Source organism: Acidaminobacter sp. JC074, from assembly GCF_022496765.1.
Classification (GTDB): Bacteria; Bacillota; Clostridia; order Peptostreptococcales; family Acidaminobacteraceae; genus JABXKX01.
Genome location: NZ_VANV01000024.1, coordinates 64564 through 89036, shown reverse-complemented (window position 1 = coordinate 89036; position 24473 = coordinate 64564). Strand labels below are relative to the sequence as shown.

Sequence of the window (24473 nt, the reverse complement as noted above, 5' to 3'; positions counted from 1 at the left end):
GTTTTACTGGTGCCGTAAGTTCGTAACAGGTTACCCCTCGCTCCAATACTGCATTCTTTGATATGAGGGTAACGCCTCTTTATACAGTGACAAATAATAAAATAAACAGAAAATGTATGAATGTTCCGAATTATATTATATAATACAATTAATGGAATATTGATTAGGAGGCTAATATGAGTTTACCAGATTTTATGAATGAATCATTAGTTAAATTAAAGAGAGTTAATGATTCTTATACACGGCTAGAGAAAGCTACTAAGTTGAATATGTATTTGATAAGATATCTTGCTATAATATCTTATTGCTCATTAAAATCACTAAAAATAAGAACGACTAAAGCTGATGAGGTAATATTAAATTCTTTTCATCGTCCTACTGATGGGATATGGATGAACTTATTAAGAGAGAGCTTAAGCATTAGAAATCAAAATGAAGTTTTAGTTGAATGTATGAAAAAAAAGTTGTCAAAAGAGCAATCAGAAAGATTCTTTAGTATGTTTTCATTACTAATACAAAATAAGGATTATAATAGTAAAGAACTGAGTTACCTTGATACACTCTCCTATATATTAAAAGTTAAAAACCTTAAAGTTTCCCATGGAGCTTTTGCAATGGATAGTGTAGATATTATATCGAAAACGATTTTAGAAACAACGGAAGAGATTATTGTTGGGCTTGAGGAGAACTTCAATTTCCCGATGGTGCAGGTAGATTTTGATAAATATGATGAAGTATATACATCTGATATTCATGGAAATACTGAGAAAGAGAGATTTAAAGATTTCACAGAAGATGATGGTCTATATGTATTGATGAATAACTCTCTGTTACCAATAAATCCGTTTATGATTTGCAGGGATGGTGAAGTGGTTTTTTATGATAGTTTCGAGAAAAGAAGTGGCAGAGTTAATTACTCAAATAATAGTGGTGTATGCAAGTATATTAAAAGAGAGACTCAGAAGATAAGTGAGTTGTTTGAGATAGATGTTGATACACTAAACTTACAGCCGTTGTATCTAAATTTGCAGGAAAGTGTAAATGGAACAATACACAATTTACCATCTAAAGGCTATAATAAGTTTATTGGAAGATTATCTGAATTAGACAATTTGAAATTGAAAGTGGCACACAAACGAAATTTTATTACAGCGCTAGATGGAATAGGCGGGGTTGGGAAATCAGCAATTGCATTGGAGTTTTGTGATGAACTAATCAATAATTATGAAAAAACTGTTGATTATGTATTTTGGGTTTCAGCAAAAACTACAATCCTTAAAAATGGAAAAATTGAAAGCATAAAACAATCGTTTGTACACTTAGAGCAGTTGCTGGATTTAATTCTTGAAATGACAGGATTCTCTGAATATAAAACTTATGAGATTGACGAAAAAAGAATTGCAGTTACAGAAATTCTTGAGTTGATTAATTCTTTGATAGTTCTAGATAATCTTGAGACAATATCTGAAAATAATTTGAAAGATATTTGGGAATTCATCAATGACATACCAAGCCCTAACAAAGTTTTACTTACGAGTAGAGAAATGCATTACAATGCTCATCAGGAGTTAAGGGTTACGAATTTAAGTAAAAAAGATTCTATAGAGTTCTTAAATGAACATTGTAAAGTTTTAAATATTGAGGAATCTTTATATAAGAATTTTGAATCAGAAATATCTGACTTAAGTTCAGGGTTACCAATCGCAATTAAGAGTATTATAGGGCAAATTGTTTTAGGTCGTAATTTTAAAGGTATTAAGAAGTCAATATTGAATAATACTGACAATCTTGCAGAATTTTGTTTTAAAGAGCAATTGAAGTTACTAGATAAGGATCACTATAAACTTTTATTGTATGTGTGTTACTCAATTGAACCCCTAGATTTTGATGCAATAGAGTATCTTGTTGATGAATTAAATAGCATTCAACTAGCGGGTTTGTTAGATACATTGATTTCACTGTCAATTATTCATATTGAAGAAATTGGTGAAAGAAGAGTTTATTCAACACTACCATTAATTAAGAAGTATATAGTACATACAATAAGAAATCTAGATTTAATCGAGACTGTTAAAAATTCTCTTAATGATTTCTATAATTTAACTGATGTTGAATCATTCAGTTTATATCCTGTTGAAGAACGTAATATTAAGCCGGCTGATTTTATTCCAAAAAAAATAATTGATAAAGCGATGAAACATGCACAGAATGATGATTATGAAGAGGCTGAAATCTGGTTTAAAAAGGCATTAAACTCACATGAAGAAGATGAGTATGTTCTATATACTTATTCTGAGTACTTGTCAAAATATAGGAATAACATTCAGGATAGTATAAACTATCTTAAAAAAGCAAATTCAATAGGTCCAAACTATTTTTATCTTAAAAAGATAGGTGATCATCATTCTAAGTTGCGCAATTATGACGCTGCAATAAAATATTACTCCAGTGCTCAATCTGAAGCTGATAGCCAAAAAGATAAAGATGAAATGATATACAATATTGCAGTTACTACATTTAGGAAAGTTAAACGATTTCGAAAGGATTACACAAAACGCAGTATGCCAAATTATTTTGAGATAAGAAATGATCACTATAGGAATATCACTTCATGTTTAGAAGAATATTTGGATGTTCAACCAAGAATATATCCTGGGAAAAAAGTTAATGTTCATAGGATGCTGGCTGAAGCCTATTTCGGACTCAAGGATTACGAGAACGCACTAAATAATATTAATATAGCAATTTCATTATCAGAAGGAGATAACTCTCATGAGGAATATAAAAAAATAATATGTGAAAGAGCAGGGAATAGTTAAAATAGTCATTATGTAGTTAATCAGGTCATAGGAGTAATAAAATGAGAATATAACAAGTAATTTACGTACTATGATTATCCCTATCAATGAAAGATGTAAACCTGATTATCATTGATATTCAGGTTACTTTTTAGAGTTTGATATAAAAATGTTATATATGATGATATGATGGAGGTATTTTGAGTAAATTTTCTGAAAGACAAGGTTTAGTACAAGCTCAATTTATTCAGTATGATGAAATGAATCAACATTTAAGGATAAGAATTTTGAATTATATAAATAAACAACTAAATTATTTTTATGATGTTGAATTTGAGAATTATAAGACTGTTTGTGACAAAATCGTTGCTGATTATTTTATTGCTGAAGTAAATGATGATTATGATCAAGCTAAAAATTATATAAGACTGGAATGTTACAATGGTGATTGGTATCAAGTATATGATTTGCTTGAATATGTTTTTAATCTTTTTAATGACCATTTTATGAGTATGTTAGTTGAAATTCCAGATGTTATGCCACCACAGATGGTGTATTCATATCAAGATTTAGTTGATAATGATAATGACCATTATTTAGAGAAAATAAAAGAGTTGAAAGATGAGATAGAGTATCTCTTAGAGATTGAAAACTCTGCATATAGAATGATTTCAAGTCAGCTTGTCCCAATATCAAATCAAGATGAAATCTCTACGATTGTAGATGCATCACATACTAAATACAAGTCAGTTAATATGCATTTGGAAAAAGCGATATCTTTTTACTCTGATAGAGTGAATCCTGATTATAAGAACTCAATTAAAGAATCCATCTCTGCCGTGGAAGCTATTTGTAAGATTATAACCAATAAAGACAACAAAACATTAGCTCCTGCTCTTGATATTATGGAGCAGCAAGGTATAAAAATACATAAAGGATTAAAAGAGGGTTTCAAAAACATATACGGTTTCACATCTGATAAGGATGGTATTAGGCATGCCAAAATCAATTTTACTGAATGTCCTGAAGAAGATGCAAGATTTATGTTAGTATCATGTAGTGCTTTCATAAATTATCTAAATGTGAAGAATAGTAAATCAAAGTTAGATACAATAAGTTAGTGAAATCAGGGTTTAACCCTAGCATCAGAATGCAGACAGTTTGTTAAAAACATACTGTCTTTTTATATTGTAATCAGTGAGTTCTATGGTTCGAAAAACTATATAAATAAAAAAACCTCACTTAAAAAGCGAGGGTTTTGTGGTGCCGAAAGAGGGACTTGAACCCTCACGCCCCGAAGGGCTTCGGATTTTGAGTCCGACGCGTCTGCCAGTTCCACCATTTCGGCATATAGTTTATGTCTTAAAGACAAGAATTATAATACCATAGAATAGTTTGATTTACAATAAGTAAATGACATTAAATTGCAAAAGTGATAGAATGTTTTATGGAGGATTTTATGATTTATAAATTAAGTAATGAACATATAGAGCTAGCTGTTAATTCTTTAGGTGCTGAGTTATGTAGCTTAAAGCCTAGTGGTATAGATAGAGAGTATATGTGGCAGAAAGAATCACCTTATTGGCAGCGTCAGTCGCCTGTTTTATTTCCTTCTATAGGCAAGTCTCGTGGGGATGTTTATAGGTACTTAGGTTCATCTTATACCATGCCTAAACATGGCTTTGTGCGTGATGTAGACTTTGCATGTGAGTCTTCTTCTGATCGCTTGATTTTTTCTTATAAATATAATGATTCTACGCTTTCAGACTATCCTTTTAAGTTTGAGTTGGTGATTAAATATATTTTATCAGATGTTTTAACTGTAAGCTTTTCTGTGATCAACCATTCGGATTGTGACATGCCTTTTTCTTTAGGTGGTCATCCTGCTTTTAACTGGGATATGTCTTCTGAAGCTAGACTATCATTTGATGTATCATCTAGTCAGTTTTACCTTGTTTTATCTGATGGTATGGGTCTTGGGGATCAGGTGACTATGTCTGACTTATTACTAGCGCCATCTGTCTTTGCAAATGATGCCCTTGTTTATTCTGGTATTGGATCTGTTATATATACAAATGGTGATTATAGATTGGAGCTATCATGTTCTTCTTTTAAGTACCTAGGCATATGGTCACAAGTGGGTGCACCTTTTGTTTGTTTAGAGCCTTGGACCACTTTACCGGATATGGTAGACCACGATGGTGAAATTTTAAATAAGAAGGATATTGTTGTAATAGGGCCACATTCAAAATATGATTTGTCTTATAGCCTAAAAATTTCATAATTAAGCGTCAGCTTATGTGAAGTGGGTATAGGATAAATGGAGGCGATCTTATGAGAACCAAGTATAAATTAAATAACGCATTTAAGAATGCTAAAAGAATTCCAATAGATGAAAATACAAAAATAATTATGTTCTCTGATGTACACCGTGGTGACAACAGTTTAAGTGATGAGTTTGCCCATAACCAAACCCTTTATCATTATGCCCTGGAGTATTATTACCGAAGAGGTTATACCTACATTGAACTGGGAGATGGGGATGAAATGTGGGAACATAAGCACTTTAGACATATCAGGTATGCCCATTCTGATATCTTTATGCTTTTAAAGAAGTTTTATGACGACCACCGATTTGAAATGATCTACGGTAATCACAATATGGAGTTTAAATACAGGGCCAGTGTGAAAAGAAATCTTTATCAGTACAAAGATGAGTTTACCGATAAGATAGAGCCCTTGTTTCCAGGTATAAAGGTTTTAGAGTCGATTGTCTTAGAACATGAATCAAAAGATATATTTTTACTACATGGTCATCAAGGTGACTTTACCAATGACCAGTTATGGTTGATGAACCGTTTCTTTTTACGTTACTTCTGGCGTTTTATGCACATTGTAGGCTTTAGAAATCCAGCCTCTCCTGCAAAGAACATTCATCATAGACATACACTTGAGAAAAGATATTCTAAGTGGATCAGAGAAAAGAATCAGATGCTTATCATGGGGCATACCCATAGACCTAAGTTTTCTGAAAAGGGTGATCTGCCTTATTTTAATACAGGTACCATTGTACATCCAAGAAATATCACAGGTATTGAGATCGTTGATAATCAAATCCAATTGGTGGCTTGGAAAGTCGGTATTCAAGATGATGGTATTTTACAAGTACAAAGAAGGGTCATTAGAGGACCTAGAAAGATTTCTGATATTTAAGTAGATTTTGAATCTACTTATTTTTTTGTGATATAATAAACTAAATGTAAAGGTGGGGCGAATGAATTCTAGATTCTTTAAATCAATGGGAAAACCTGTGATAGGTATTCTTGTTTTAACAATAGTAGCAATAATCTTTTTAACGATTGGTTCCTTTAATGAAGCCATGTCTTTTCATGTCATGAGAGCAGAAGATTTCAGGGATGTTGTCATGAGTGACATTGAAATAAACATTGACCATTCACATGAACATATTAATGATACAAAATCTTTATTACCACTTGAACGTATCATTTTTGACCTAGAACTTAATGAGGTTGAAAACCCGGTATTTAGTCAGACCGTTAAGGATATGATGACAGCTGATATTGAGTTTGAAAATGTTGTTTTGATGCATAATGAAAAGCTCGTTATGACTGAAGGTAGTCTTGTCTTAGATGATGAACTGAACTATCTTTACTACGACTATGAATGGCATAAAAATGTACATGGTGACTTTAGATACCATGTCATCACTAAAGGGGACATGTCTTATCTGCTGATTGAAACGCCTGCATCTGAAAAGTACATCGATTATCAAGTTGGTTTTGTAGTTGAGTTTGATGAGATTTTGCCAAGCCATTTAACCAAGCAAAACTTTACGGTACATATATTAACGCGTGAAGGTAAGCCGGTCTTATTAGGACCCAATTCAAATATTGTAACAGAACTTCAAAATGCTTATAATCCGAATATATTTAATCCGACTATGTCTTTAACACGTGAATCAACGACAGTGTCTATCAATGATTTTCATTTCTATAATGACTTTATCTTTGTATCTGATAACTTCTACGGTCTCATATTCGTTATCGCAAAGCCTTATGACAAGTATCAGTCCTTTAATGACTATCAAGGCTTGATCTCACAGATTATGGTCTTTGGTATTTTAATGGTAGCAGTGGTGGCAACCATCATCTACTCAAGTCAAAAAACCAAGAAATGGATTGATATCGATAAGCAGTTTTTAAATGACATCATAGAAATGGATAAGCTTCAGATTTCAGAACTTAAGAAGGAGCTGAAGTTTTACAAAGACTATTTCTTAGAGTCAAAGCTGCCTATTATGTTTGTAGACAAAGAGACCTATAGGATTGTCAATGCCAATAGGGCTGCCATATCTTATTATGATTATTCAGAAGATGAAATCAACAATCTTTATCTGACAGATATTTGTCAGTGGGAAAAGTCTGAGCCAACTGACATCATAAGGATGGAGCACATCAAGAGAAATGGTAAGAGAGAAATTAAGCCTGTTAGACTACAAGACGGCTTCTTTAATGACGCAGAACTTCTTATACTGATGGTTATGTCAGACCAGCGAGTGGATACAGAAGCGGATAGGATGCGTTTAGAGATCTTCCATGAAATCAGGTCGCCACTTCAAGGGGCGGTTGGTGCCGTTGAAATGATTGAAAGTGCAACCTCTAACTTTACAGAGTACACCAACCTTATCAAGCGTTCCTTAAACAATGTTTTGATGATGACAAACAATGTACTGGCATCTGGCAAGTTTGGTATGGGTGATGCACCTGTTTCTAAGTCTGACTTTGAACTGGTGACACTTTTAGATGAAGTTGTTGCGACAACGGTTTATCAAGACAAACATTACAACTTGATAGCTGGTCAGGTTCAAGAAAACAACAATGACTTATTAACGACACTGGATGCTTATACCATCCATTCAGATATGATCAAGTTAAGACAGATACTTTTAAACTTGATGTCTAATGCTTCTAAATACACCATAGACGGCCTTGTCAATATCACCATAGATATTACCAGAGGGGTTATGAAAGATATTGTGGTCTTTAGGGTAACAGATACTGGTGAAGGTCTGTCTAAAGAAGAAATTGACCATCTATTTGATGACTTTTCTACGTTTTCAAACAATACTGATGTGACCTCTACAGGTATCGGTATGGGCATTACCAAGAAGTATCTGGAGATGCTTGGAGCTGAACTTCATATCTCCAGTGAAAAAGGTGTGGGGACAACATTCTCTTTCTCATTAGAAAGCAAGGGTACTTTAGAAGATCAAGTGGAAGAAAGAGGCGAGTGTTCAGTACTTATTGTCGATGATGATGATATATCGTGTGAATACTTAAAACACCTACTGTCTAAGGAAATGAATGCCTATGTTAAATCCCTTACAAATGAAACACAGGTCTTAACAGAGCTGAACCAAAATCACTATGATTGTTTACTGATTGATCAGAACTTAAATCACTTTAATGGCCTAGATTTGATCAGACTGATTAGGTCTTCTATCAACAACCGTTTTTCAGACTTGCCGATTGTTTTGATCACGGCATCATTAGACGACTTCTCGCATGAATCTATCAATGAAGTCATTCATAAGCCTTTTGACAATGAACATGTTGTAAGAGCGATTCGGTCGGTTTTAGAAACAAATGAGGACCATAAACACCATGCTTGTGATTTGGTAGATGAAGATATCTTGAACAAGGAGATCATCTGTGATACCTTTGAAGCGGTTGGAAGAGAAGTTTTTATTGAGCTGATTCAAAAGTTCCAGGTCAACTCCTATGATGAGATAGAAACCATTAAGTCTCATATAGTCAGAGGAGACTATTCCAAGGTTGCGGCTATCATCCATAGACTAAAGGGTTCCATGTCTTACTTCGCACCTATTAAGTGTATGAAGTATATAGGCGACATCGAAGCTGAAATGAAAAATGAAACACCTAATATATCAACACTCATGATACAGCTTGAAGAAGCTCATAAGGAGCTTGTGTATCAACTCAATATCTTATTAAATGAAGTATAGCTCAGGAAAATCCTGAGCTATTTTTCTAATTCGTATTCTTTTGAAATGATGTCTATGCATCTCTCAACATCTGACTTTAAAATGGTATAAGATATAGAGATTTCTGAAGTAGTAACTTGGTAGTAGTGGATGTTTTCTTCTGCAAAGAGTCTAAAGATATTTGCAGCAACACCTGAATGACTGACCATACCAATACCCACAACCGATAGCTTTACTATTTCATTGTTGGTTGTTATTTCTATGGTATTATGGGCTTTCTTCATGTTCTGAATGACTTCTTCTAAGTCTTTGGCATCGTCTTTTTCTGCTGTAAAAGACACGGTTACATGGTCGTTGTATGGTGCTGCAATAGAAATCATATCGATGTTTAATTGTCTATTGGCTAGGTTCATAAAAAGTTCTGCTATATTTTCTTGTGAAAAAGGTAAATGCTTAACAGATGCCATCAAGCAATCTGTATCGATAGAAATACCTGTAATTACTGTAGATTCCATTTCTTTTGTCCTTTCGATGATTGATGTACCCTTTGTCTTTGAAAGCGTTTTAGCCACATAAAGTGGTACCTTAAACTTGTGGGCCATCTCTATGGCTCTTGTCTCTAACACACCAGCCCCTAACGATGCCATTTCAAGCATTTCTTGATAGGAGATTTCCGTGAGTTTTCTCGCATTTTTATTGTATCTAGGATCAACGGTGTAAATCCCTTCTACATCTGTGTATATTTCACATGTGCCACCCAGTGCCACTGCAAGGGCTACTGCTGTTGTATCGGAACCACCTCTACCTAGTGTTGTGATATCACCAGTTGCAGAGATACCTTGAAAACCTGCAACAACAACCACTGTGCCTGCTTCTAAGTGCTTTTGGATCAAATCACAGTTGATAGATTCAATCCTTGCCTTAGAGTGGTGGTCAGATGTTTGTATACCAGCCTGGGCACCTGTCAGTGAAATGGCGTTGACCTTTTCTTCTCTAAGAGCCGTTGATAAAAGAGGGATGGTGATTTGTTCACCCGTTGCCAGAAGCATATCTAACTCTCTTTTAGAAGGTGTTTCAGAGATTTCTTTGATCATCTTAACCAGTCTGTCGGTTGTTTTGCCCATTGCCGAAACAACCACGACCAGCTGTTCATCTTCATGACGTTCTTTAATAAACTTAGCGATTTTCTTTATTTGATCAATGGTGGCTACAGAGGTGCCACCAAATTTTAAGATTCTTGGCATAATGTCTCCTATAGGTCGTATTGAATTAAGTCTTGGTATGTTTCTCTTTTAATGGCTACTTTTGGCTGACCGTTTTCAATCATAATTACTGCAGGCTTTGGCAGTCTGTTGTAGTGACTGGCCATAGAATAACCATAAGCACCTGTTGAAGCGATCACAAGATAGTCTTCTTGGTCTGCTTGAGGCAGTAAAATATCTTTAATCAAGATATCACCTGACTCACAGCATTTGCCTGCTATGGTATAAAGCTTATCATTATCTAAATCGGCCTTGTTGCCGATACAGGCTTCATATTCTGCCTGATAAAGGGCCGGTCGGATATTGTCCGTCATACCGCCATCTACGAAAACATAGTTTTTACCAGATGCCGTTGTTTTGGTAAAACCCACCTGATATATGGTTGAGCCAGCATTGGCAACCAGTAGTCTGCCTGGTTCAATCATCATCTTCTTAATCTTTAGGTTTTGCTTAGAGATATAAGCAGAGCACTGGTTAAGAAGGTCTGTTAAAAAGCCATAGTCTGTAATAGGCTGATCCTTTGAATAGTAAACACCAAAGCCGCCACCTAGGTTAAGTTCTGTGATATTTAGACTGTACTTATGTTCTAAAAGTTTGATTTGGTCCAACATAACAGAAGCAGTTTTTTCAAATGACGATGCTTCATGAATTTGAGACCCTATATGACAGTGGAAACCATGTAAAGTGACAGTATCTGAACTCTGACATATATCAATGGCTGAACTTAAGTCGTATGAATCAAATGAGATACCAAACTTAGAATCGTCATTAGCCGTTTGGATGTACTCATGTGTATGTGCTTCAATACCTGGATTGATCCTGATAAGAATATCAACAGGTCTGTTTAGACTTTGCAGGTATTCTAACTCCATAAGATTGTCAACAATGATTCTATGAACGCCTGAATCTAAGGCCATTTGGATTTCTGCAAAGGACTTGTTGTTGCCATGCATGTAAACGCGATCCATTGGAAAGTTAGAAGCCTTTGCTGTATAGAGTTCACCACCTGAAACCACATCTAAAGATAAACCCAGTTCATTCACCAGTTCATACATAGCCTTTGATGAAAAGGCCTTAGATGCATAAAGAATTTCTGTTTCAAGCGAAGGATGTTTAAAGTGCTGTTTCAGTTCATTACATTTGGTTTTTATATAATCTGTATCCAGTACATAAAGTGGTGTTCCGTAAGACTCAGCTAAGTCTTTAACAGAATGACCATTCAGATGCAGCATGTGATTTTCAATTGACATGTTGTTAAAAAATTTCATTTTTGCCTCCTATAACATCTTCGATGTTAAATCCTGTTTGTTCTGTAATGACAAAAAACAGGCATGCGTAAAAACATGCCTGTCCAGAAAACAGTTTGATTTTACCCAGCGTGAAATAGCACCCCTATCATTCAACGGGTATTGAATGATAGACAGTATTATGCATATTATACATAATCCCAGCATGCAAAAGCATACTTCGGCGATTAACCCTTTCCTAACGTACTCATTTTAATCGCGACCTCTGATGACACACAGTGTATTTAGTTAATAATTAATGACCAGTATAAAGGAAACTTTTGTGATTGTAAACAAAAACTTTTTATAGTCTGTAAAAAATGTGTTATGACATGATAATTTAACCCTAAAATTGATTATTCTTTAACGAATAGGATATATATAACTAAGCGTAGGAGGTTAGATATGAAACGAGTATTAATTGTAGATGATGCCATGTTCATGAGATCCACTTTGAAGATGATGTTAAGAAAAGGTGATTATGATGTTGTTGGCGAAGCACAAAATGGTGTTGAGGCCATACAAGCCTATAAAAAATTGAATCCAGATATCGTTACATTAGACATACATATGCCTGAAATGGGAGGGGTTGATGCACTTGAAGGCATCATGAAATTTGACCCTCATGCAACGGTCGTTATGATTTCTGCAGCAGGAGATCAGAAACATGTTTTAGATGCTATGAAAATAGGGGCTAAGAACTTTATAGTCAAGCCTTTTTCAGAAGATAAAGTATTTCAAGTATTAAACAAATTATAGGAGGTTAACATGGTACACGATCCAATGATGGAGATGTATTTGTTTGAAACTGGACAGCTGGTTAACAGGCTGGAACAACTGGTTATGGCTTCAGAGTCCAAACAAGATATTAGCGATGAAATCGATGAAATATTTAGAATCATGCATACTGTCAAAGGCAACTCTATGATGATGTTACTAGAAGACATCGGTAAGGTTGGCCATCGGATAGAAGACTTGTTTGATTACCTTAAGGAAGTGACCTTGTCAGAAGAAGACCTTCTTAAGGTACTTGATTTTAATTTTGATGCTATAGATTTCTTTAAGGTGGAACTGGACAAGCTTGAAAATGGCTTAAGTGCTGATGGGTCTTCTGAAGCACTTGTTAAGGAAATTGAAGGCTTTTTAGAAGAACTTAAGGGTGGCAAGGTGACCTTTGAAGAAAATGAAGATCAAAAGTACTTTATCAGTCCATCACAGGCTGCACCTGTAGCTGAAGGAGACCAGTTCTTTTCAGCAAGGCTTTTCTTTGAAGCAGATGCCCAGATGGAAAACGTAAGAGCCTTTTCCATTGCCCATAACTTAAAGGACATCACAGAGGAACTAATCATCATTCCTGAAGATATTGTTGAGAATGAAGGGACTTGTAAAACCATACAAGAAGAAGGATTTTTACTGGTAGGTAAATCTTCAGAAACTCAAAATGTTGTTGACGATTTTTTTAAGGAACTCCCTTATATAGATCATGTGGAACTAGACTATCTAGAAGAAGAAGCTTACATAGAGACAATCAAGTCATTGACTGGCCTTGAAGAAGAAGTTGTTATTGAAGAAGAAGTAGAAAAGCCAGTTGTTATAAGAGAAGAAGTTCAGCAGGTCAAGCAAAACTTCATCAGTGTGGATGTACAAAAGGTAGACCTCTTAATGGACTTAGTTGGTGAGCTGGTTGTAGCCGAATCTATGGTTATAAACAACCAAGACCTACAGGACCTTCAACTGAGTAATTTTGACAAGGCTTCAAGGCAGCTTAGATTAGTCATCAATGAGATGCAAGATGTGGTCATGTCTGTACGGATGGTACCACTGACCATGACCTTCCAAAAGATGAGTCGTATCGTCAGAGATATGAAGAAGAAAATCGGTAAAGACGTTCGTTTGATTTTAGAAGGTGAAACCACTGAAGTTGATAAGAATGTCATCGAAAAAATCGGTGATCCTTTGATGCATATCATTAGAAATGCCATGGATCATGGTATAGAAGATGAGAAGAAGCGTCTGAGTATTGGAAAAGATAGAAACGGGACCATTGAACTGTCTGCTAGACATGTAGGTGGTAATGTTGTTATAAAAGTCAAAGACGATGGCCGAGGACTGGACAAGGAACAGATCTACGAAAAGGCATTTGAAAAAGGTCTCTTAGAAGAACCTATAGAAGCTTATACGGACCAAGAGATTTATGCCATGATTATGAATGCAGGCTTTTCTACTAAGACAGAGGTGTCAGAATTTTCTGGTAGAGGTGTTGGTATGGATGTTGTGAATAAGAACATCGATGCCTTAGGTGGTTCTATTGTCATAGAAAGTGAACAGGGCAAAGGGACTGAGATATCTATTTTGATTCCACTGACCTTAGCCATTGTAGACGGTATGATGATGCGAGTCGGTAAATCCATCTTCACTTTACCGATTATGTCTATCAAAGAATCTTTTATAGCAGACCAGCATGACATCATCAAGGACCCTGAAGGGCAAGAGATGATTATGGTCAGAGGTGTCTGTCATCCGCTCATTCGTTTGACGGAGTATTATGAAATAGAAGGTGATCAACACAACAACCAAGGCATTTTTGTTATGATCGAACACGACGGTCAGCAGGTCCTTCTTTTAGCAGATGAACTGGTAGGAGAGCAGCAGGTTGTTGTAAAGAGTTTATCTAAATACATCAAGCGTATCTCAGGTGTATCAGGATTTGCTTTATTAGGTGATGGCAGTATCAGTATGATACTAGACCCATCTGGTTTTATGATGGTAAGAGGTTAATATGGAAGACAATAAAATGCTTGAACTAGATGAAAATAAATATTTAACATTTGCCATAGGTGAAGATGCATACGGGATTGCCATAGATGTTGTGGATGATATCATCGGCATCCAGGACGTCACTTATGTACCTTCACAACCGGCATACTTAAAAGGCGTTATCAACTTAAGAGGGCAAATTATTCCGGTAATTGATATACGTTTGAGATTTTATCAAGAAGCCATTGATTACGATGACAGAACTTGTATTGTTGTAATAAAGATGGAAGACATGCCTGTTGGCGTTGTTGTGGATAGGGTTTTAGAGGTGGTGAATATCGCTGAAGTAACCGTGCCGTCGACCTTCGAAGACAAGGAAGAAAATTTCTTAACAGGTATAGGAAAACATGGTGATCAAATCGTCCTCTTAGTGGATTGTCAGTCACTGTTAATGGATCTAATAGTATAGGTGATTTATGGATAAGAATATACTTAGGCAAAATAAGATTCTTGATCATGCTAAAGATGGTGTTATCATTTATGATTTGTCTTATAAAGTCACCTATATGAACCAGAGTGCTTATGACCTTTTAGGGTCAGAAGAAACCCTGGTAGGTGAATCTGTTTTCGACATTTTTAGGATTCATGACTACTATACAAAAGAAGTCTATGACCAAATCCTAAGAGATGTCCTTGAAGACAGACTTTCGAGTGGTCTAAAAAAGGAGACCTGTATCAAGACCTTTCATTCAAAATGTATTTTTGTATCAGCTTCTATATCACCCATTATAGAGGAGGAATTGGTTGGTGCAGTTATCTTCTTTAAGAACATCGACAGGTTAAAACACATAGAACATGATCTTGAAAAGTTTAAAAAGGCCTTTGAAAACAGCATAGATTCCGTGATTATAACAGACCATGAGTGGATGGTTGAATATATGAACGACAAGGCCAAAGAAAACTATGACACTGTTTTAAAGTCCTGTAACTTCTGGAAGGAATGCGGCTACTCAATCAGTCATGATGACAAGGACAGGATAGTCAGTGTCCTTAATAAGAAGGACTACTGGGTTGGTGAGTTAAGGTCTAAATACAATGACCGGTGGTACCATGTTTCCATTGTTTCATTAAGAGACGTGGTAGGCAACGTGATTAATCATGTGGTTTCTGAAAAGGACATCACCTTTGAGAAAAACTCCAGACAGATGCTTATTGATGAAAGAAAGAAACTTTCTACCATCATCAATACCATCCCAGTCGGTATCGTCACGGTATCAGATAACTTTAGGGTCTTGCAGGTCAATGATGAATGTAAAAACATCTTAAGGATTCCTTTAAAGCGTTCTATGGATTTAACCAATCTGGCAGATCAGCCACAGATTGCAACGACCATTCAGCTGGTGCAAAGAGTCCTTGATGAAAAGGAGAGAATCCAAGACTTTGAGTTTTCATTTGCTGTGTCAAAAAACAAAGATTCTAAGAGGTGGTTAAAGGTTCATGCTGAGCTTATGACCCTTTCTAGAAAGAAGTTTGTTGTTCTGGCTTTTGAAGATGTGACCATCAAACGTGAAATGGCCAAAACCATTGTTAGAAATGAAAAGCAGCTTAGGTTCGTTACAGACCACCTGCATGACACCATTACTCAGATCAATCCTAAAGGAGGCCTTGAATATTACAGTCCATCTTACAAGACCCTGCTGGGTTATGATTTAGAAGGCTTTTCTGACAAAACCATCTATGATTTGATTCATAGGCAGGACAAAGAAATCATGTCACGTATGATGGAAAAGTGTATAGAGTCAAGAGATGACTTAAAGTTTGAAATCAGGTTTTTAGACCATGAAGGCCATGCTATTTGGTTAGAAGTCATCATGAAATACATATTAAATGACGATGAAGTCTCACTTCTTTTATTTGGACATGATGTGACCCAAAGACGTGTGACGGAACAGGAAATGATCAAGTCAAGAGAACTTGCCATCGCTGCCAATAATGCCAAGAGTGAATTTTTAGCAAATATGAGTCATGAAATAAGAACGCCTCTTAACGGTATCATCGGCATGGCCAATGTATCTCTGATGTTAGAACCTAATAAAAAGCAAAAAGACAACATAGAGATGATCAAGCACAGTGCTGAGAACCTCCTAAAAATCATAAACGGTGTTTTAGATTTTTCTAAGATAGAGGCGGGTAAGATGCCTCTTGAAAATCAACGCTTCAACACCAAGGAGATCTTTAGAAAAATTGCACTGCCGTTTAAAGTTGAAGCCAATGAAAAAGAAGTTCAGTTTAACTACTTGGTTTCAGATGACATAGAGGGTTGCTTAATAGGTGACCATGTCAGGATCACTCAAGTCATTAACAATGTACTGGGCAATGCCATTAAGTTTACAGAGTTTGGTTCTGTGACTTGCCATATAGATGTAAAATCAGAAACGGACAAGGAACAATGGCTGTCTATTAAAATCAAAGATACCGGCATAGGAATCAAGGAAAAACACCAGTCAAAGATCTTTTCATCTTTCTCTCAAGGAGATGGGTCTATTACTAGAAAGTTCGGTGGTACAGGTTTAGGACTGAACATCACAAAACGTTTGGTTGAAATGATGAACGGCGCCATTGAATTTGAATCAGTTTACGGTAAAGGGACCACCTTTACAATAGAACTTCCACTCGGAAAGTGTTCTGGAGATATCTCTAGTCAGACCAAGGAAAAAATCATTGATGCAGATACCAAGGGTGTTGGCTTTAACATCTTAGTAGTAGAAGATGATGCCATCAACCAAAAGCTTGCCCAGAGACTATTAAAGAGAAAGGGCTATGGCATCACACTTGTTGCCAACGGCCAGGAGGCTGTTGATACCTTTGAGTCAGGCAGGTTTGATCTGATCCTAATGGATATTCAAATGCCGATAATGGATGGTATAACAGCGACTGAGCTTATTAGGAAAAAAGACAAGGAAAACATTCCTATTATCGCCCTTACGGCTTATGCCATCAAGGGAGACAAGGAAAAGTTTATCTCAAAGGGCATGAATGACTATATTTCAAAGCCAATAGATCTAGATGAGTTTTATCAAACTTTGGATAGGCATCTAAAGACCAAGAAGTCTCATGACAAGGCCATATCAGATATCCTGTCTAAGCTTAAATCTAGTGATAATTCAGGTGATGAAAGAAAAATACTGATAGACAACTTTGATAAAATCAACATGCAGCTTAAGTATATTGCTCTTTCAATATCAAGAAGCCAGTATGAAAAACTAGAAGAACGATCTTATGCATTTAAGAATTTCGTCACATCTATTGGACTCAAGTCTCTTAGAAAGCTGATTTTTAACCTGGAGATGAATATCAGAAAAGAAGATGATGAAAAAATAAATGTCAGTTATAATAAAATCATTGAGTATATCAATGAAAACAGCAATCAAACGTTGAAAGGAGTCGAAATAAAATGAGAATTTTAATCGCAGAAGATGACTATGTAAGCCGCAAGTTCTTATATAAATTTTTATCGACCTTTGGAGAATGTGATGTAACCGTTGATGGAATGGAAGCGATTGAGGTATTCCTTTCAGCATTAGAGTCAGGACAGTATTATGATTTGGTATGTCTAGATATTATGATGCCAGAAGTAGATGGTGTAAAAGCATTAAAAACCATCCGTCTTTTGGAGGAAGAAAGAAACATATCTAAGAAGGATAGAACCAAGATCATCATGACCACTGCCCTCAATGATCCAGAAGGTATATTTAAGACGTATGAACTGGGTTCTGAGGCTTATGCAGTTAAGCCGATAGACACAGTGAAACTTGTTGAAGTCATGACAAAATTAGGCTTGATAGACCAGTAGACAAAAGGCGTTTTATCTGATAGTATTAACTTTTGTAGAAGACAAATTTTAAAGGAGAAAATATAATGGAAAATAAAGTATTAGCCTTAGTTGGTGACAGAGAAATTCGTCAGTCTGATTTTGATACATTGTTACAACAAATTGGTCCACAAAGAGCAATGCAATTTCAATCTGAAGAGGGTCAAAAACAATTATTAGACGAGCTTATTCACCAAGAATTATTCTTAATCGATGGTAAAGAAAACAAGCTTGATGAAACTGAAGAATTTGTACAAGAGCTTGAGTTTGTTAAAGAGAACATGATCAAGCAATTTGCTATCAGAACACTTTTAGATTCTGTTAAAGTAGAAGACAAGGAAATCGAAGATTTCTATGGTCAAAATGCTGCAATGTTCAGTAACCCTGAGTCTGTAACAGCTAGCCACATCTTAGTAGATACTGAAGAAAAAGCTAACGTAATTCTTGAAGAATTAAAAGGCGACAAGTCATTTGAAGATGCTGCTAAGGAATACTCTTCTTGTCCATCATCTCAAAATGGTGGTGACTTAGGTAACTTCACTAGAGGTCGTATGGTACCTGAATTTGAAAATGCTGCATTTGCTATGGATGTAAATGAAGTAAGTGGTGTTGTACCAACTCAATTTGGTTTCCACATCATCAAGGTAACTGACAAGCAAGAAGCTTCTCAAAAGACTTTAGAAGAAGCTAAAGAAGAAATTGCTAACACTGTATTGTTACAAAAGCAACAACAAGTTTACTTAGCTAAAGTAGATGAAATTAAGAAAAACGTAACTGTAGAAGTTAAGTAATAAAAAAGCCTAGGGCAATTGCCCTAGGCTTTTAAAATTCAATTGATCTTATTTCCTTATCAACTATAAATGTCTTGTAGTTGCCGCCAAACCTTTCTCTGATTAAGTTTTCAGTCTCCTCAATAGCCTTTTCTAGATTCGCATCAAAACCTACCATTTGAAAAAATACTTGGTTGGTATCTAAAGTCATTTTTCCAAGTTCAGATTGTCGCCATAACCAGTAACGTGTTTGAACTTCATTACCAGATGTAAAAATCATTTCACCTTGAGGCATGGCTTCAAACTCAGTTTGACCAAAAGGTAAGAAAATATCATCAGAGCTTGATCTTCTTACACTTAAATCTGCATGGATATCCTTTAAGTCATGACCACCCAGTGAAATCTGATACTTAAGGGCAATGGCATTTAAACGGTCTACCAGGGCATTGATTCTAGGTAAGCTTCCACCTTTTAAAACTCGCTTTGACATGGCTTCAATAGAGTTCATGTACTTGTTTGGGTTGATATCAAATGCCTTTAGGGCCTGTCTGTAATTAAGATAGTTGCCGTGGGTCTTGAGATTTTCAACCGCTACTAGGCTTCTTAAATTTACTTCCGCTTCCTTTAATAGGTCACTGTCTTCTTGACTTGTTGGCGAATTTTTTATATCACTTCCAACAATAATACCAAATCGAATAGATGGTACTTGATCGAATACATAATTAGCAACAGAATATTTCATATAGTTCACCTTCCTTTTTAACACTATAAACCTTACACTAGGTGTCAAGTCAAGAAAAAAAGCAATCACATGATTGCTAGCGGATATAGTGTATGATCTTTTCTGCCAAGACTTCTCTATGATACTTCTTGATGATATAGCCTTTGGCACCGACCAGAAAGGCCCTTTCAATGTCTTCATCATTTTCAGAACCCGAGTAGATGACAACAGGTATCTTCTTATAGTCTTCCATATCTTTGAGGGATTTGCAAAGATCGATACCTGACATGCCGGGCATGTCAATATCACTTAAAATCAAATCTGGTTTTAAGTCCTTTAGAATCTGTAGTGCTTCAACGCCAGAGTAAACACTGACGACAGAAATATTGTGTGGCTTAAGGGTGTCTTTTATTACGACATGCATAAATTTATTGTCAGATACATACAGTACTGTTCGCTTTGTTGTTTCCATTAGATAGCCTCCTAACACAATGATACCCGACAAATGGGAAAATAATCAAAAGAAGTGTGTGATAATTATATTAAAATTTAAGGTTCAACCTTTGGGAAAGCAAGGATTTATAGTATAATGTGAAAAGTTAGAAAAATAGAAGGAGAAATTATATGAAACTAATAAAAGCTGTTGTTGCCATTATGCTCGCAATAATATTTGCATTTATTACTAGATACTATATGTCATCCATTAATATGCAAGCTGTTACAGAGTTCACACCATTTCCACATTTCTTTCCTACAACAGAGATGTCTTATAAGGTCAGCTTATTTATTTTCTTTGCTGTTTACCTGGGTGTCTTTTCAGCTTTGGTTATGAAAAAGTTCTTTTTATTTGGTTTTTCTGCAGTCGGTATTGTGATGTCGCTGATCAAATACAGGGCAGTGACAACAGAATTTTTACCAGTAGATATGGTATTCGTACCGGCCTTATTGGAACTTGGAAAAACACTTTCAATATTTATTGGAATAGGTATCGTTTTACAGTTGATTGTTGATGGTGCTTTAGGTGCAATAAGATTGGTTAATAAGAACAAGAAATAATGGAGTAGAACATGTTAGAAAAGAAAATTGCTGAATTTGAAGTTGGAGAAGAGATTCAAGGCTACTTTATCATCAAGGCCTTGAATGTAAAGACTTCTAGTAACAATAAAAAATACTTGGATTTTACCCTGGCTGATAAGACAGGGGAAGTCAATTCTAAGTTATGGGATGTAAAAGACGGTTATGAGGATATGTACCAAACAGGTATCCTTGTAAAGGTCAGAGGTAATGTGACCTCATGGCAAAATGTGATGCAGCTTAAGGTGACACGCATCCGTTTAGTCGGTGAAGAAGATCAAATCGACATCACAGACTATGTGCCTTCAGCACCATTTAAGGCTGAAGACATGATGAATGAGTTAATGGAAACTATAGATGCTTTTAAAAACGATCAGTTAAAGATTCTTTTAAAGGCCATTGTAGAAGACTACAGCGAAAAGCTTTTAACAGCACCTGCTGCTAAGTCTAACCACCATGCCATCAGATCAGGTCTTTTATATCATTTAAAGCGTATGATCGAAACGGGTAAGGCCTTATGTAAAGTTTATACACATGTGGATGAGGACCTTTTGATTTCAGGTATCATCTTACATGATATGGAGAAAATCAATGAAATGGTATCAGATGATTTAGGTATTGTTTCTGAGTATTCAAGAGAAGGTCAACTACTGGGCCATATCATCATGGGTGTTAAAAAGATTGATGAAATGTCTAAAAAGCTTGGCATAGATGAAGAGTTATCACTTGTTCTTCAGCACCTGGTACTTTCACATCACTACGAGCCTGAGTTCGGATCACCTAAAAAGCCTATGTTGCCTGAAGGTGAACTACTTCACTATATCGATATGATTGATGCTAGAATGTACGATATGGAACTGGCTTATAGAGATACCAATCCTGGTGAATTTACAGGTCCTATCTGGGTTTTAGATAAGAGAAGATTATACAATTACAAGAAGGAGAAATAATGAGAACTCTTATTTGGTTTATTCATTTCTGGTTGTATCAAATTGCTGTACTACCAAGATACTTTATCTTTAAGTCTAAAGACAAAAAGGGTGAAAACATCCAAGATCAAATGCAGCCTTTGGTTCAGAAATGGGCACAGTCTATGGTTAAGATGTCTGGTTCAAGTGTAAAGGTTGTTGGTGAAGAAAATATTCCTGATGAAGGACCCATTGTATTTGTAGCCAATCATCAATCCAACTTTGATATTCCAATCATGCTTGGCTATTTAAAAAGACCAAAAGGTTTCATTGCTAAAAAAGAAACTGAAAACTTTCCTATTGTTGGTGGCTGGATGAGGTTTTTAAAGTGTATCTTTATGGACAGAACAAGTCCAAGAGCAGCGCTTAAGGCTATCAAGGAAGGCATCAATGTGGTTAAAGAGGGTTATGCACTGGTTATTTTTCCTGAAGGTACAAGAAGTCTTGATGGTAAGATGGGCGAGTTTAAGCCTGGTTCATTTAAGCTAGCGACCAAGGCAGAAGCTAGAATTATTCCAGTTACCATTTCTGGTTCATACGATATTATGAAAAAAGGATCCATGAAGATCAAGCCTGCTGAAGTTACTGTAACAGTATCAGAACCGGTTTCTTCAACACAGTATGAATCTGCAGATTCATACCTACTGAGAGAAGAAGTCTTTAAAATAATTGAATCAAAGTTATAAGTCAATCTTAGATTGGCTTTTTTTTATAAAAATAAGCTATCCCGCTGGGATAGCTTAAATCTTATGCTTCTTTATTTAAGCAACATTTCTTATATTTTTTACCTGAACCACATGGACAAGGATCGTTTCTACCGATCTTATCGCCTTTAACAACTGTGTGGTCTTTGTTGTATTGCTTTCTGATAGCTTTTCTTTCTTCCTCTGTGAAGATACCATCCCAAGCAGGAATACCATATAACCAGTCAGCCTTAGCCACTAACATGTTGTAGTATAACTTATCCCATACAATTGTCGCATCGATTTCAGATGCTTCTTCTAAAGCTTCTAAATCTAATTCAGTTTCTAAAGATGTGTTGATACCATCTAAGAAACCTGCAAACTCAGAAGTTGTCATTGAGAACTTCTCAGCTAACTCTGCGATTGGTCCTTTAAGAGCTGTTTCTTTTGCTTCAATGATCATTTCGTAGTTCTTTTGCTCTTTTACGAAATAGTCTTGCCAGAACTTATTGTAAGCTTCTTGGCTTGTTTGTTGGTCTGATAAATCAGTCCACGCCTTATAAATTGACATACTTTCACCTCGAATTCTAATTTTAGCTTTTACAAGTATATCACAGTCTTTCATAATACTCAATCCCAAAAATTATGTGTTATAATGAGTCTTGAATGGGCATTAATTAAGATGGAGGTATATTATGAATTTACAAGAGAAAATTGCAGAATTTAAAGCATTAAAAGAAACACTTGCTGCCTATGGTGTTGCTGGTGCCATGCTCAACTGGGATATGTCAACTGGCGGTTCTAAAAAAGGCATGGGCTACAGGGCCAAAATGATCGGTATCTATACCATGAAGTCTTTTGAAATCCAAACAGGTCAGGAGATGAAAGATTTACTGGATATCCTTCTAGACCATATGGATGAATTAGATGAAGTGACCAGACGTATGGTTGTACTTAGCAAGAAGACTTACGACAACAATACAAAGATTCCTAAAGACGAGGCCAGAGCTTATGCAGAGCTTCAAGCCAAGTCACAGATTATTTGGGAAGATGCCAAAGAAGCCCAAGACTATTCAATGTTTAAAGATGTCTTAGGTGAAATCATCGATTATCAAAAGAAGTTTGTAGACTACAGAGGTTATAAAGACCATCCTTACAACCCGCTTTTAGATGATTACGAAGAAGGCATGACCGTAGAGATCTTAGATGAGTACTTTGATAACTTAAAGGCGTCAATCGTGCCATTAGTTAAAGCCATTAATGAAACAGAGCTTGCTTATAATACAGAATTTTTAACAAGATCATTTCCTATAGAAGATCAAAAGGCATTTTGTATTCAGTTGATGGACGATCTCGGTTTTGATTACGATGCCGGTGAAGTTAAAGAATCGGTTCACCCATTTACAAATGGCATGAATGTAAATGATGTTAGATTAACAGTTAGATACTTTGAAAACTTAATGACATCAGCTGTCTTTTCTGCTGCCCATGAAGGTGGTCATGCTATTTATGAGCAAAACATCAATGAAGATTTACAGTTTACTGGCTTAGATACGGGGGTATCTTCAGGGATACATGAATCTCAGTCAAGAATGTATGAAAATATCATTTGTAGATCAAAGGCCTTTTGGGAACACTACTATCCTAAGTTAAAAGCATTCTTCCCTGAGCAATTAAAAGATGTCACATTAGAGGATTTCTACGCAGGTATCAACAAGGTTGAAAACTCATTTATCAGAGTTGAAGCAGATGAGCTTACCTATTCACTTCATATTATAATAAGATATGAAATAGAAAAGGCCATTATGACAGGTCAAGTTAGTGTAGATGAGTTGCCAGCATTATGGAACAAGAAATATAAGGACTACCTAGGTTTGGATGTACCAAATGATGAACTTGGTGTTTTACAAGATGTTCACTGGTCATTTGGTTTATTTGGCTATTTCCCGACTTATTCTATCGGTTCAGCTTATGCTTCTCAGTTTGCCTACTACCTACAAGAGGCAGTGGATTTCGAAGGCGACCTACAAAAAGGTGATTACAAAAATGTTAATGAATGGCTCCATAAACATATTCATGTGCATGGTTCATTAAAAACGCCAGAGGAAATAATTGAGCTTGCAACAGGAAAACGTTTCGACAGTAAATATTACGTAGAATATTTGACAAACAAGTACAAATCTTTATATAATCTATAGTGGGTACAGAAAACGCTATAGGGACGATATGCGTCCCTCTAATGTTGATCAAAATTAAAA

20 protein-coding genes, 1 tRNA gene and 1 riboswitch are annotated in these 24473 nt (G+C 35.7%); of the genes, 15 read left to right on the top strand and 6 right to left on the bottom strand.

Annotation, left to right across the window (positions count from 1 at the left end; translation table 11 throughout):
- Positions 1-176 precede the first annotated feature (176 nt).
- Together EZV73_RS22935 and EZV73_RS22930 are read left to right on the top strand one after the other, a co-directional pair.
- Positions 177-2819 (top strand): lipopolysaccharide assembly protein LapB, encoded by a 2643-nt coding sequence (locus EZV73_RS22935; protein ID WP_240842785.1) that lies wholly within the window; start codon positions 177-179, stop codon positions 2817-2819.
- Between the two features lie 179 nt (positions 2820-2998).
- A complete protein-coding gene (locus tag EZV73_RS22930; protein ID WP_240842784.1) occupies positions 2999-3919 on the top strand; it encodes an AbiJ-NTD4 domain-containing protein in 921 nt (306 codons plus the stop codon).
- A gap of 140 nt (positions 3920-4059) precedes the next feature.
- Here the strand turns inward: EZV73_RS22930 and EZV73_RS22925 are convergent.
- A tRNA-Leu gene (locus EZV73_RS22925) sits at positions 4060-4146 on the bottom strand.
- Between the two features lie 111 nt (positions 4147-4257).
- Between EZV73_RS22925 and EZV73_RS22920 the strand changes: the two genes are divergently transcribed.
- From EZV73_RS22920 to EZV73_RS22910, 3 genes are all read left to right on the top strand, one after another.
- A complete protein-coding gene (locus EZV73_RS22920) occupies positions 4258-5082 on the top strand; it encodes an aldose 1-epimerase family protein (RefSeq protein WP_240842783.1) in 825 nt (274 codons plus the stop codon).
- A 50-nt stretch (positions 5083-5132) separates the two neighbouring features.
- On the top strand, positions 5133-6011 hold the full coding sequence (locus EZV73_RS22915) for a metallophosphoesterase family protein (RefSeq protein ID WP_240842782.1): 879 nt from the start codon (positions 5133-5135) through the stop codon (positions 6009-6011).
- A 61-nt stretch (positions 6012-6072) separates the two neighbouring features.
- Positions 6073-8844 (top strand): hybrid sensor histidine kinase/response regulator, encoded by a 2772-nt coding sequence (locus EZV73_RS22910; protein WP_240842781.1) that lies wholly within the window; start codon positions 6073-6075, stop codon positions 8842-8844.
- 17 nt (positions 8845-8861) lie between these two features.
- On the opposite strand, the gene EZV73_RS22905 is transcribed toward EZV73_RS22910, so the two are convergent.
- A complete protein-coding gene (locus EZV73_RS22905; RefSeq protein ID WP_240842780.1) occupies positions 8862-10067 on the bottom strand; it encodes an aspartate kinase in 1206 nt (401 codons plus the stop codon).
- Between the two features lie 8 nt (positions 10068-10075).
- Positions 10076-11353 (bottom strand): diaminopimelate decarboxylase, encoded by a 1278-nt coding sequence (gene lysA, locus EZV73_RS22900; RefSeq protein ID WP_240842779.1) that lies wholly within the window; start codon positions 11351-11353, stop codon positions 10076-10078.
- Between the two features lie 108 nt (positions 11354-11461).
- A riboswitch (Lysine riboswitch) is annotated at positions 11462-11608 on the bottom strand.
- A 168-nt stretch (positions 11609-11776) separates the two neighbouring features.
- Between lysA and EZV73_RS22895 the strand changes: the two genes are divergently transcribed.
- The 6 genes from EZV73_RS22895 (at position 11777) to EZV73_RS22870 (ending at position 18790) form a co-directional block, all read left to right on the top strand.
- The gene (locus EZV73_RS22895) at positions 11777-12130 is read left to right on the top strand and encodes a response regulator (RefSeq protein ID WP_240842778.1); all 354 of its coding nucleotides are present in this window, start codon (positions 11777-11779) and stop codon (positions 12128-12130) included.
- Between the two features lie 9 nt (positions 12131-12139).
- Positions 12140-14149 carry a chemotaxis protein CheA gene (locus EZV73_RS22890; protein WP_240842777.1) on the top strand — a complete coding sequence of 670 codons (2010 nt, stop codon included), beginning with the start codon at positions 12140-12142 and terminating at the stop codon, positions 14147-14149.
- Position 14150: 1 nt separating this feature from the next.
- On the top strand, positions 14151-14597 hold the full coding sequence (locus EZV73_RS22885; protein WP_240842776.1) for a chemotaxis protein CheW: 447 nt from the start codon (positions 14151-14153) through the stop codon (positions 14595-14597).
- A gap of 7 nt (positions 14598-14604) precedes the next feature.
- Positions 14605-17586, top strand: coding sequence for a PAS domain S-box protein (locus EZV73_RS22880; protein WP_240842775.1), 2982 nt, complete (start codon positions 14605-14607; stop codon positions 17584-17586).
- A complete protein-coding gene (locus tag EZV73_RS22875) occupies positions 17583-17981 on the top strand; it encodes a response regulator (protein WP_240842774.1) in 399 nt (132 codons plus the stop codon). Before EZV73_RS22880 ends, EZV73_RS22875 begins: the two co-directional genes overlap by 4 nt.
- Positions 17982-18046: 65 nt before the next feature.
- Entirely contained in the window at positions 18047-18790 is a 744-nt protein-coding gene (locus EZV73_RS22870) for a peptidylprolyl isomerase (RefSeq protein WP_240842773.1), read from the top strand.
- A gap of 31 nt (positions 18791-18821) precedes the next feature.
- Here EZV73_RS22870 and EZV73_RS22865 read toward each other — a convergent pair whose 3' ends face one another.
- A complete protein-coding gene (locus tag EZV73_RS22865; protein WP_240842772.1) occupies positions 18822-19511 on the bottom strand; it encodes a B3/4 domain-containing protein in 690 nt (229 codons plus the stop codon).
- 76 nt (positions 19512-19587) lie between these two features.
- Positions 19588-19962: a response regulator gene (locus EZV73_RS22860; protein ID WP_240842771.1), complete on the bottom strand. Its 375-nt coding sequence runs from the start codon at positions 19960-19962 to the stop codon at positions 19588-19590.
- Between the two features lie 152 nt (positions 19963-20114).
- Between EZV73_RS22860 and EZV73_RS22855 the strand changes: the two genes are divergently transcribed.
- Genes EZV73_RS22855 through EZV73_RS22845 form a run of 3 tightly spaced genes read left to right on the top strand, consistent with a single transcriptional unit; the run spans position 20115 to position 22218 of the window.
- Complete coding sequence (locus tag EZV73_RS22855) at positions 20115-20546, top strand: hypothetical protein (RefSeq protein ID WP_240842770.1); 432 nt, start codon at positions 20115-20117, stop codon at positions 20544-20546.
- Between the two features lie 11 nt (positions 20547-20557).
- Complete coding sequence (locus EZV73_RS22850; protein WP_240842769.1) at positions 20558-21514, top strand: 3'-5' exoribonuclease YhaM family protein; 957 nt, start codon at positions 20558-20560, stop codon at positions 21512-21514.
- Complete coding sequence (locus EZV73_RS22845; RefSeq protein ID WP_240842768.1) at positions 21514-22218, top strand: 1-acyl-sn-glycerol-3-phosphate acyltransferase; 705 nt, start codon at positions 21514-21516, stop codon at positions 22216-22218. The genes EZV73_RS22850 and EZV73_RS22845 overlap by 1 nt, the downstream gene beginning before the upstream one ends.
- A gap of 61 nt (positions 22219-22279) precedes the next feature.
- Here the strand turns inward: EZV73_RS22845 and EZV73_RS22840 are convergent, their stop codons facing one another.
- Positions 22280-22786 (bottom strand): SEC-C metal-binding domain-containing protein, encoded by a 507-nt coding sequence (locus tag EZV73_RS22840; RefSeq protein ID WP_240842767.1) that lies wholly within the window; start codon positions 22784-22786, stop codon positions 22280-22282.
- Between the two features lie 124 nt (positions 22787-22910).
- On the opposite strand from EZV73_RS22840, the gene EZV73_RS22835 reads away from it, so the two are divergent.
- Positions 22911-24413 carry a carboxypeptidase M32 gene (locus tag EZV73_RS22835; RefSeq protein WP_240842766.1) on the top strand — a complete coding sequence of 501 codons (1503 nt, stop codon included), beginning with the start codon at positions 22911-22913 and terminating at the stop codon, positions 24411-24413.
- Positions 24414-24473: the final 60 nt, after the last annotated feature.

Bases quoted from the DNA above. Each gene is read 5' to 3' on its own strand.
- EZV73_RS22860 (WP_240842771.1), bottom strand. From the start codon at position 19,962: ATGGAAACAACAAAGCGAACAGTACTGTATGTATCTGACAATAAATTT.
- EZV73_RS22920 (WP_240842783.1), top strand. From the start codon at position 4,258: ATGATTTATAAATTAAGTAATGAACATATAGAGCTAGCTGTTAATTCT.
- EZV73_RS22915 (WP_240842782.1), top strand. From the start codon at position 5,133: ATGAGAACCAAGTATAAATTAAATAACGCATTTAAGAATGCTAAAAGA.
- EZV73_RS22885 (WP_240842776.1), top strand. From the start codon at position 14,151: ATGGAAGACAATAAAATGCTTGAACTAGATGAAAATAAATATTTAACA.
- EZV73_RS22840 (WP_240842767.1), bottom strand. From the start codon at position 22,786: ATGTCAATTTATAAGGCGTGGACTGATTTATCAGACCAACAAACAAGC.
- EZV73_RS22905 (WP_240842780.1), bottom strand. From the start codon at position 10,067: ATGCCAAGAATCTTAAAATTTGGTGGCACCTCTGTAGCCACCATTGAT.
- EZV73_RS22870 (WP_240842773.1), top strand. From the start codon at position 18,047: ATGGAAAATAAAGTATTAGCCTTAGTTGGTGACAGAGAAATTCGTCAG.
- EZV73_RS22850 (WP_240842769.1), top strand. From the start codon at position 20,558: ATGTTAGAAAAGAAAATTGCTGAATTTGAAGTTGGAGAAGAGATTCAA.
- EZV73_RS22845 (WP_240842768.1), top strand. From the start codon at position 21,514: ATGAGAACTCTTATTTGGTTTATTCATTTCTGGTTGTATCAAATTGCT.
- EZV73_RS22895 (WP_240842778.1), top strand. From the start codon at position 11,777: ATGAAACGAGTATTAATTGTAGATGATGCCATGTTCATGAGATCCACT.
- EZV73_RS22890 (WP_240842777.1), top strand. From the start codon at position 12,140: ATGGTACACGATCCAATGATGGAGATGTATTTGTTTGAAACTGGACAG.
- EZV73_RS22875 (WP_240842774.1), top strand. From the start codon at position 17,583: ATGAGAATTTTAATCGCAGAAGATGACTATGTAAGCCGCAAGTTCTTA.
- EZV73_RS22855 (WP_240842770.1), top strand. From the start codon at position 20,115: ATGAAACTAATAAAAGCTGTTGTTGCCATTATGCTCGCAATAATATTT.
- EZV73_RS22910 (WP_240842781.1), top strand. From the start codon at position 6,073: ATGAATTCTAGATTCTTTAAATCAATGGGAAAACCTGTGATAGGTATT.
- EZV73_RS22935 (WP_240842785.1), top strand. From the start codon at position 177: ATGAGTTTACCAGATTTTATGAATGAATCATTAGTTAAATTAAAGAGA.
- EZV73_RS22880 (WP_240842775.1), top strand. From the start codon at position 14,605: ATGGATAAGAATATACTTAGGCAAAATAAGATTCTTGATCATGCTAAA.
- lysA (WP_240842779.1), bottom strand. From the start codon at position 11,353: ATGAAATTTTTTAACAACATGTCAATTGAAAATCACATGCTGCATCTG.
- EZV73_RS22865 (WP_240842772.1), bottom strand. From the start codon at position 19,511: ATGAAATATTCTGTTGCTAATTATGTATTCGATCAAGTACCATCTATT.
- EZV73_RS22835 (WP_240842766.1), top strand. From the start codon at position 22,911: ATGAATTTACAAGAGAAAATTGCAGAATTTAAAGCATTAAAAGAAACA.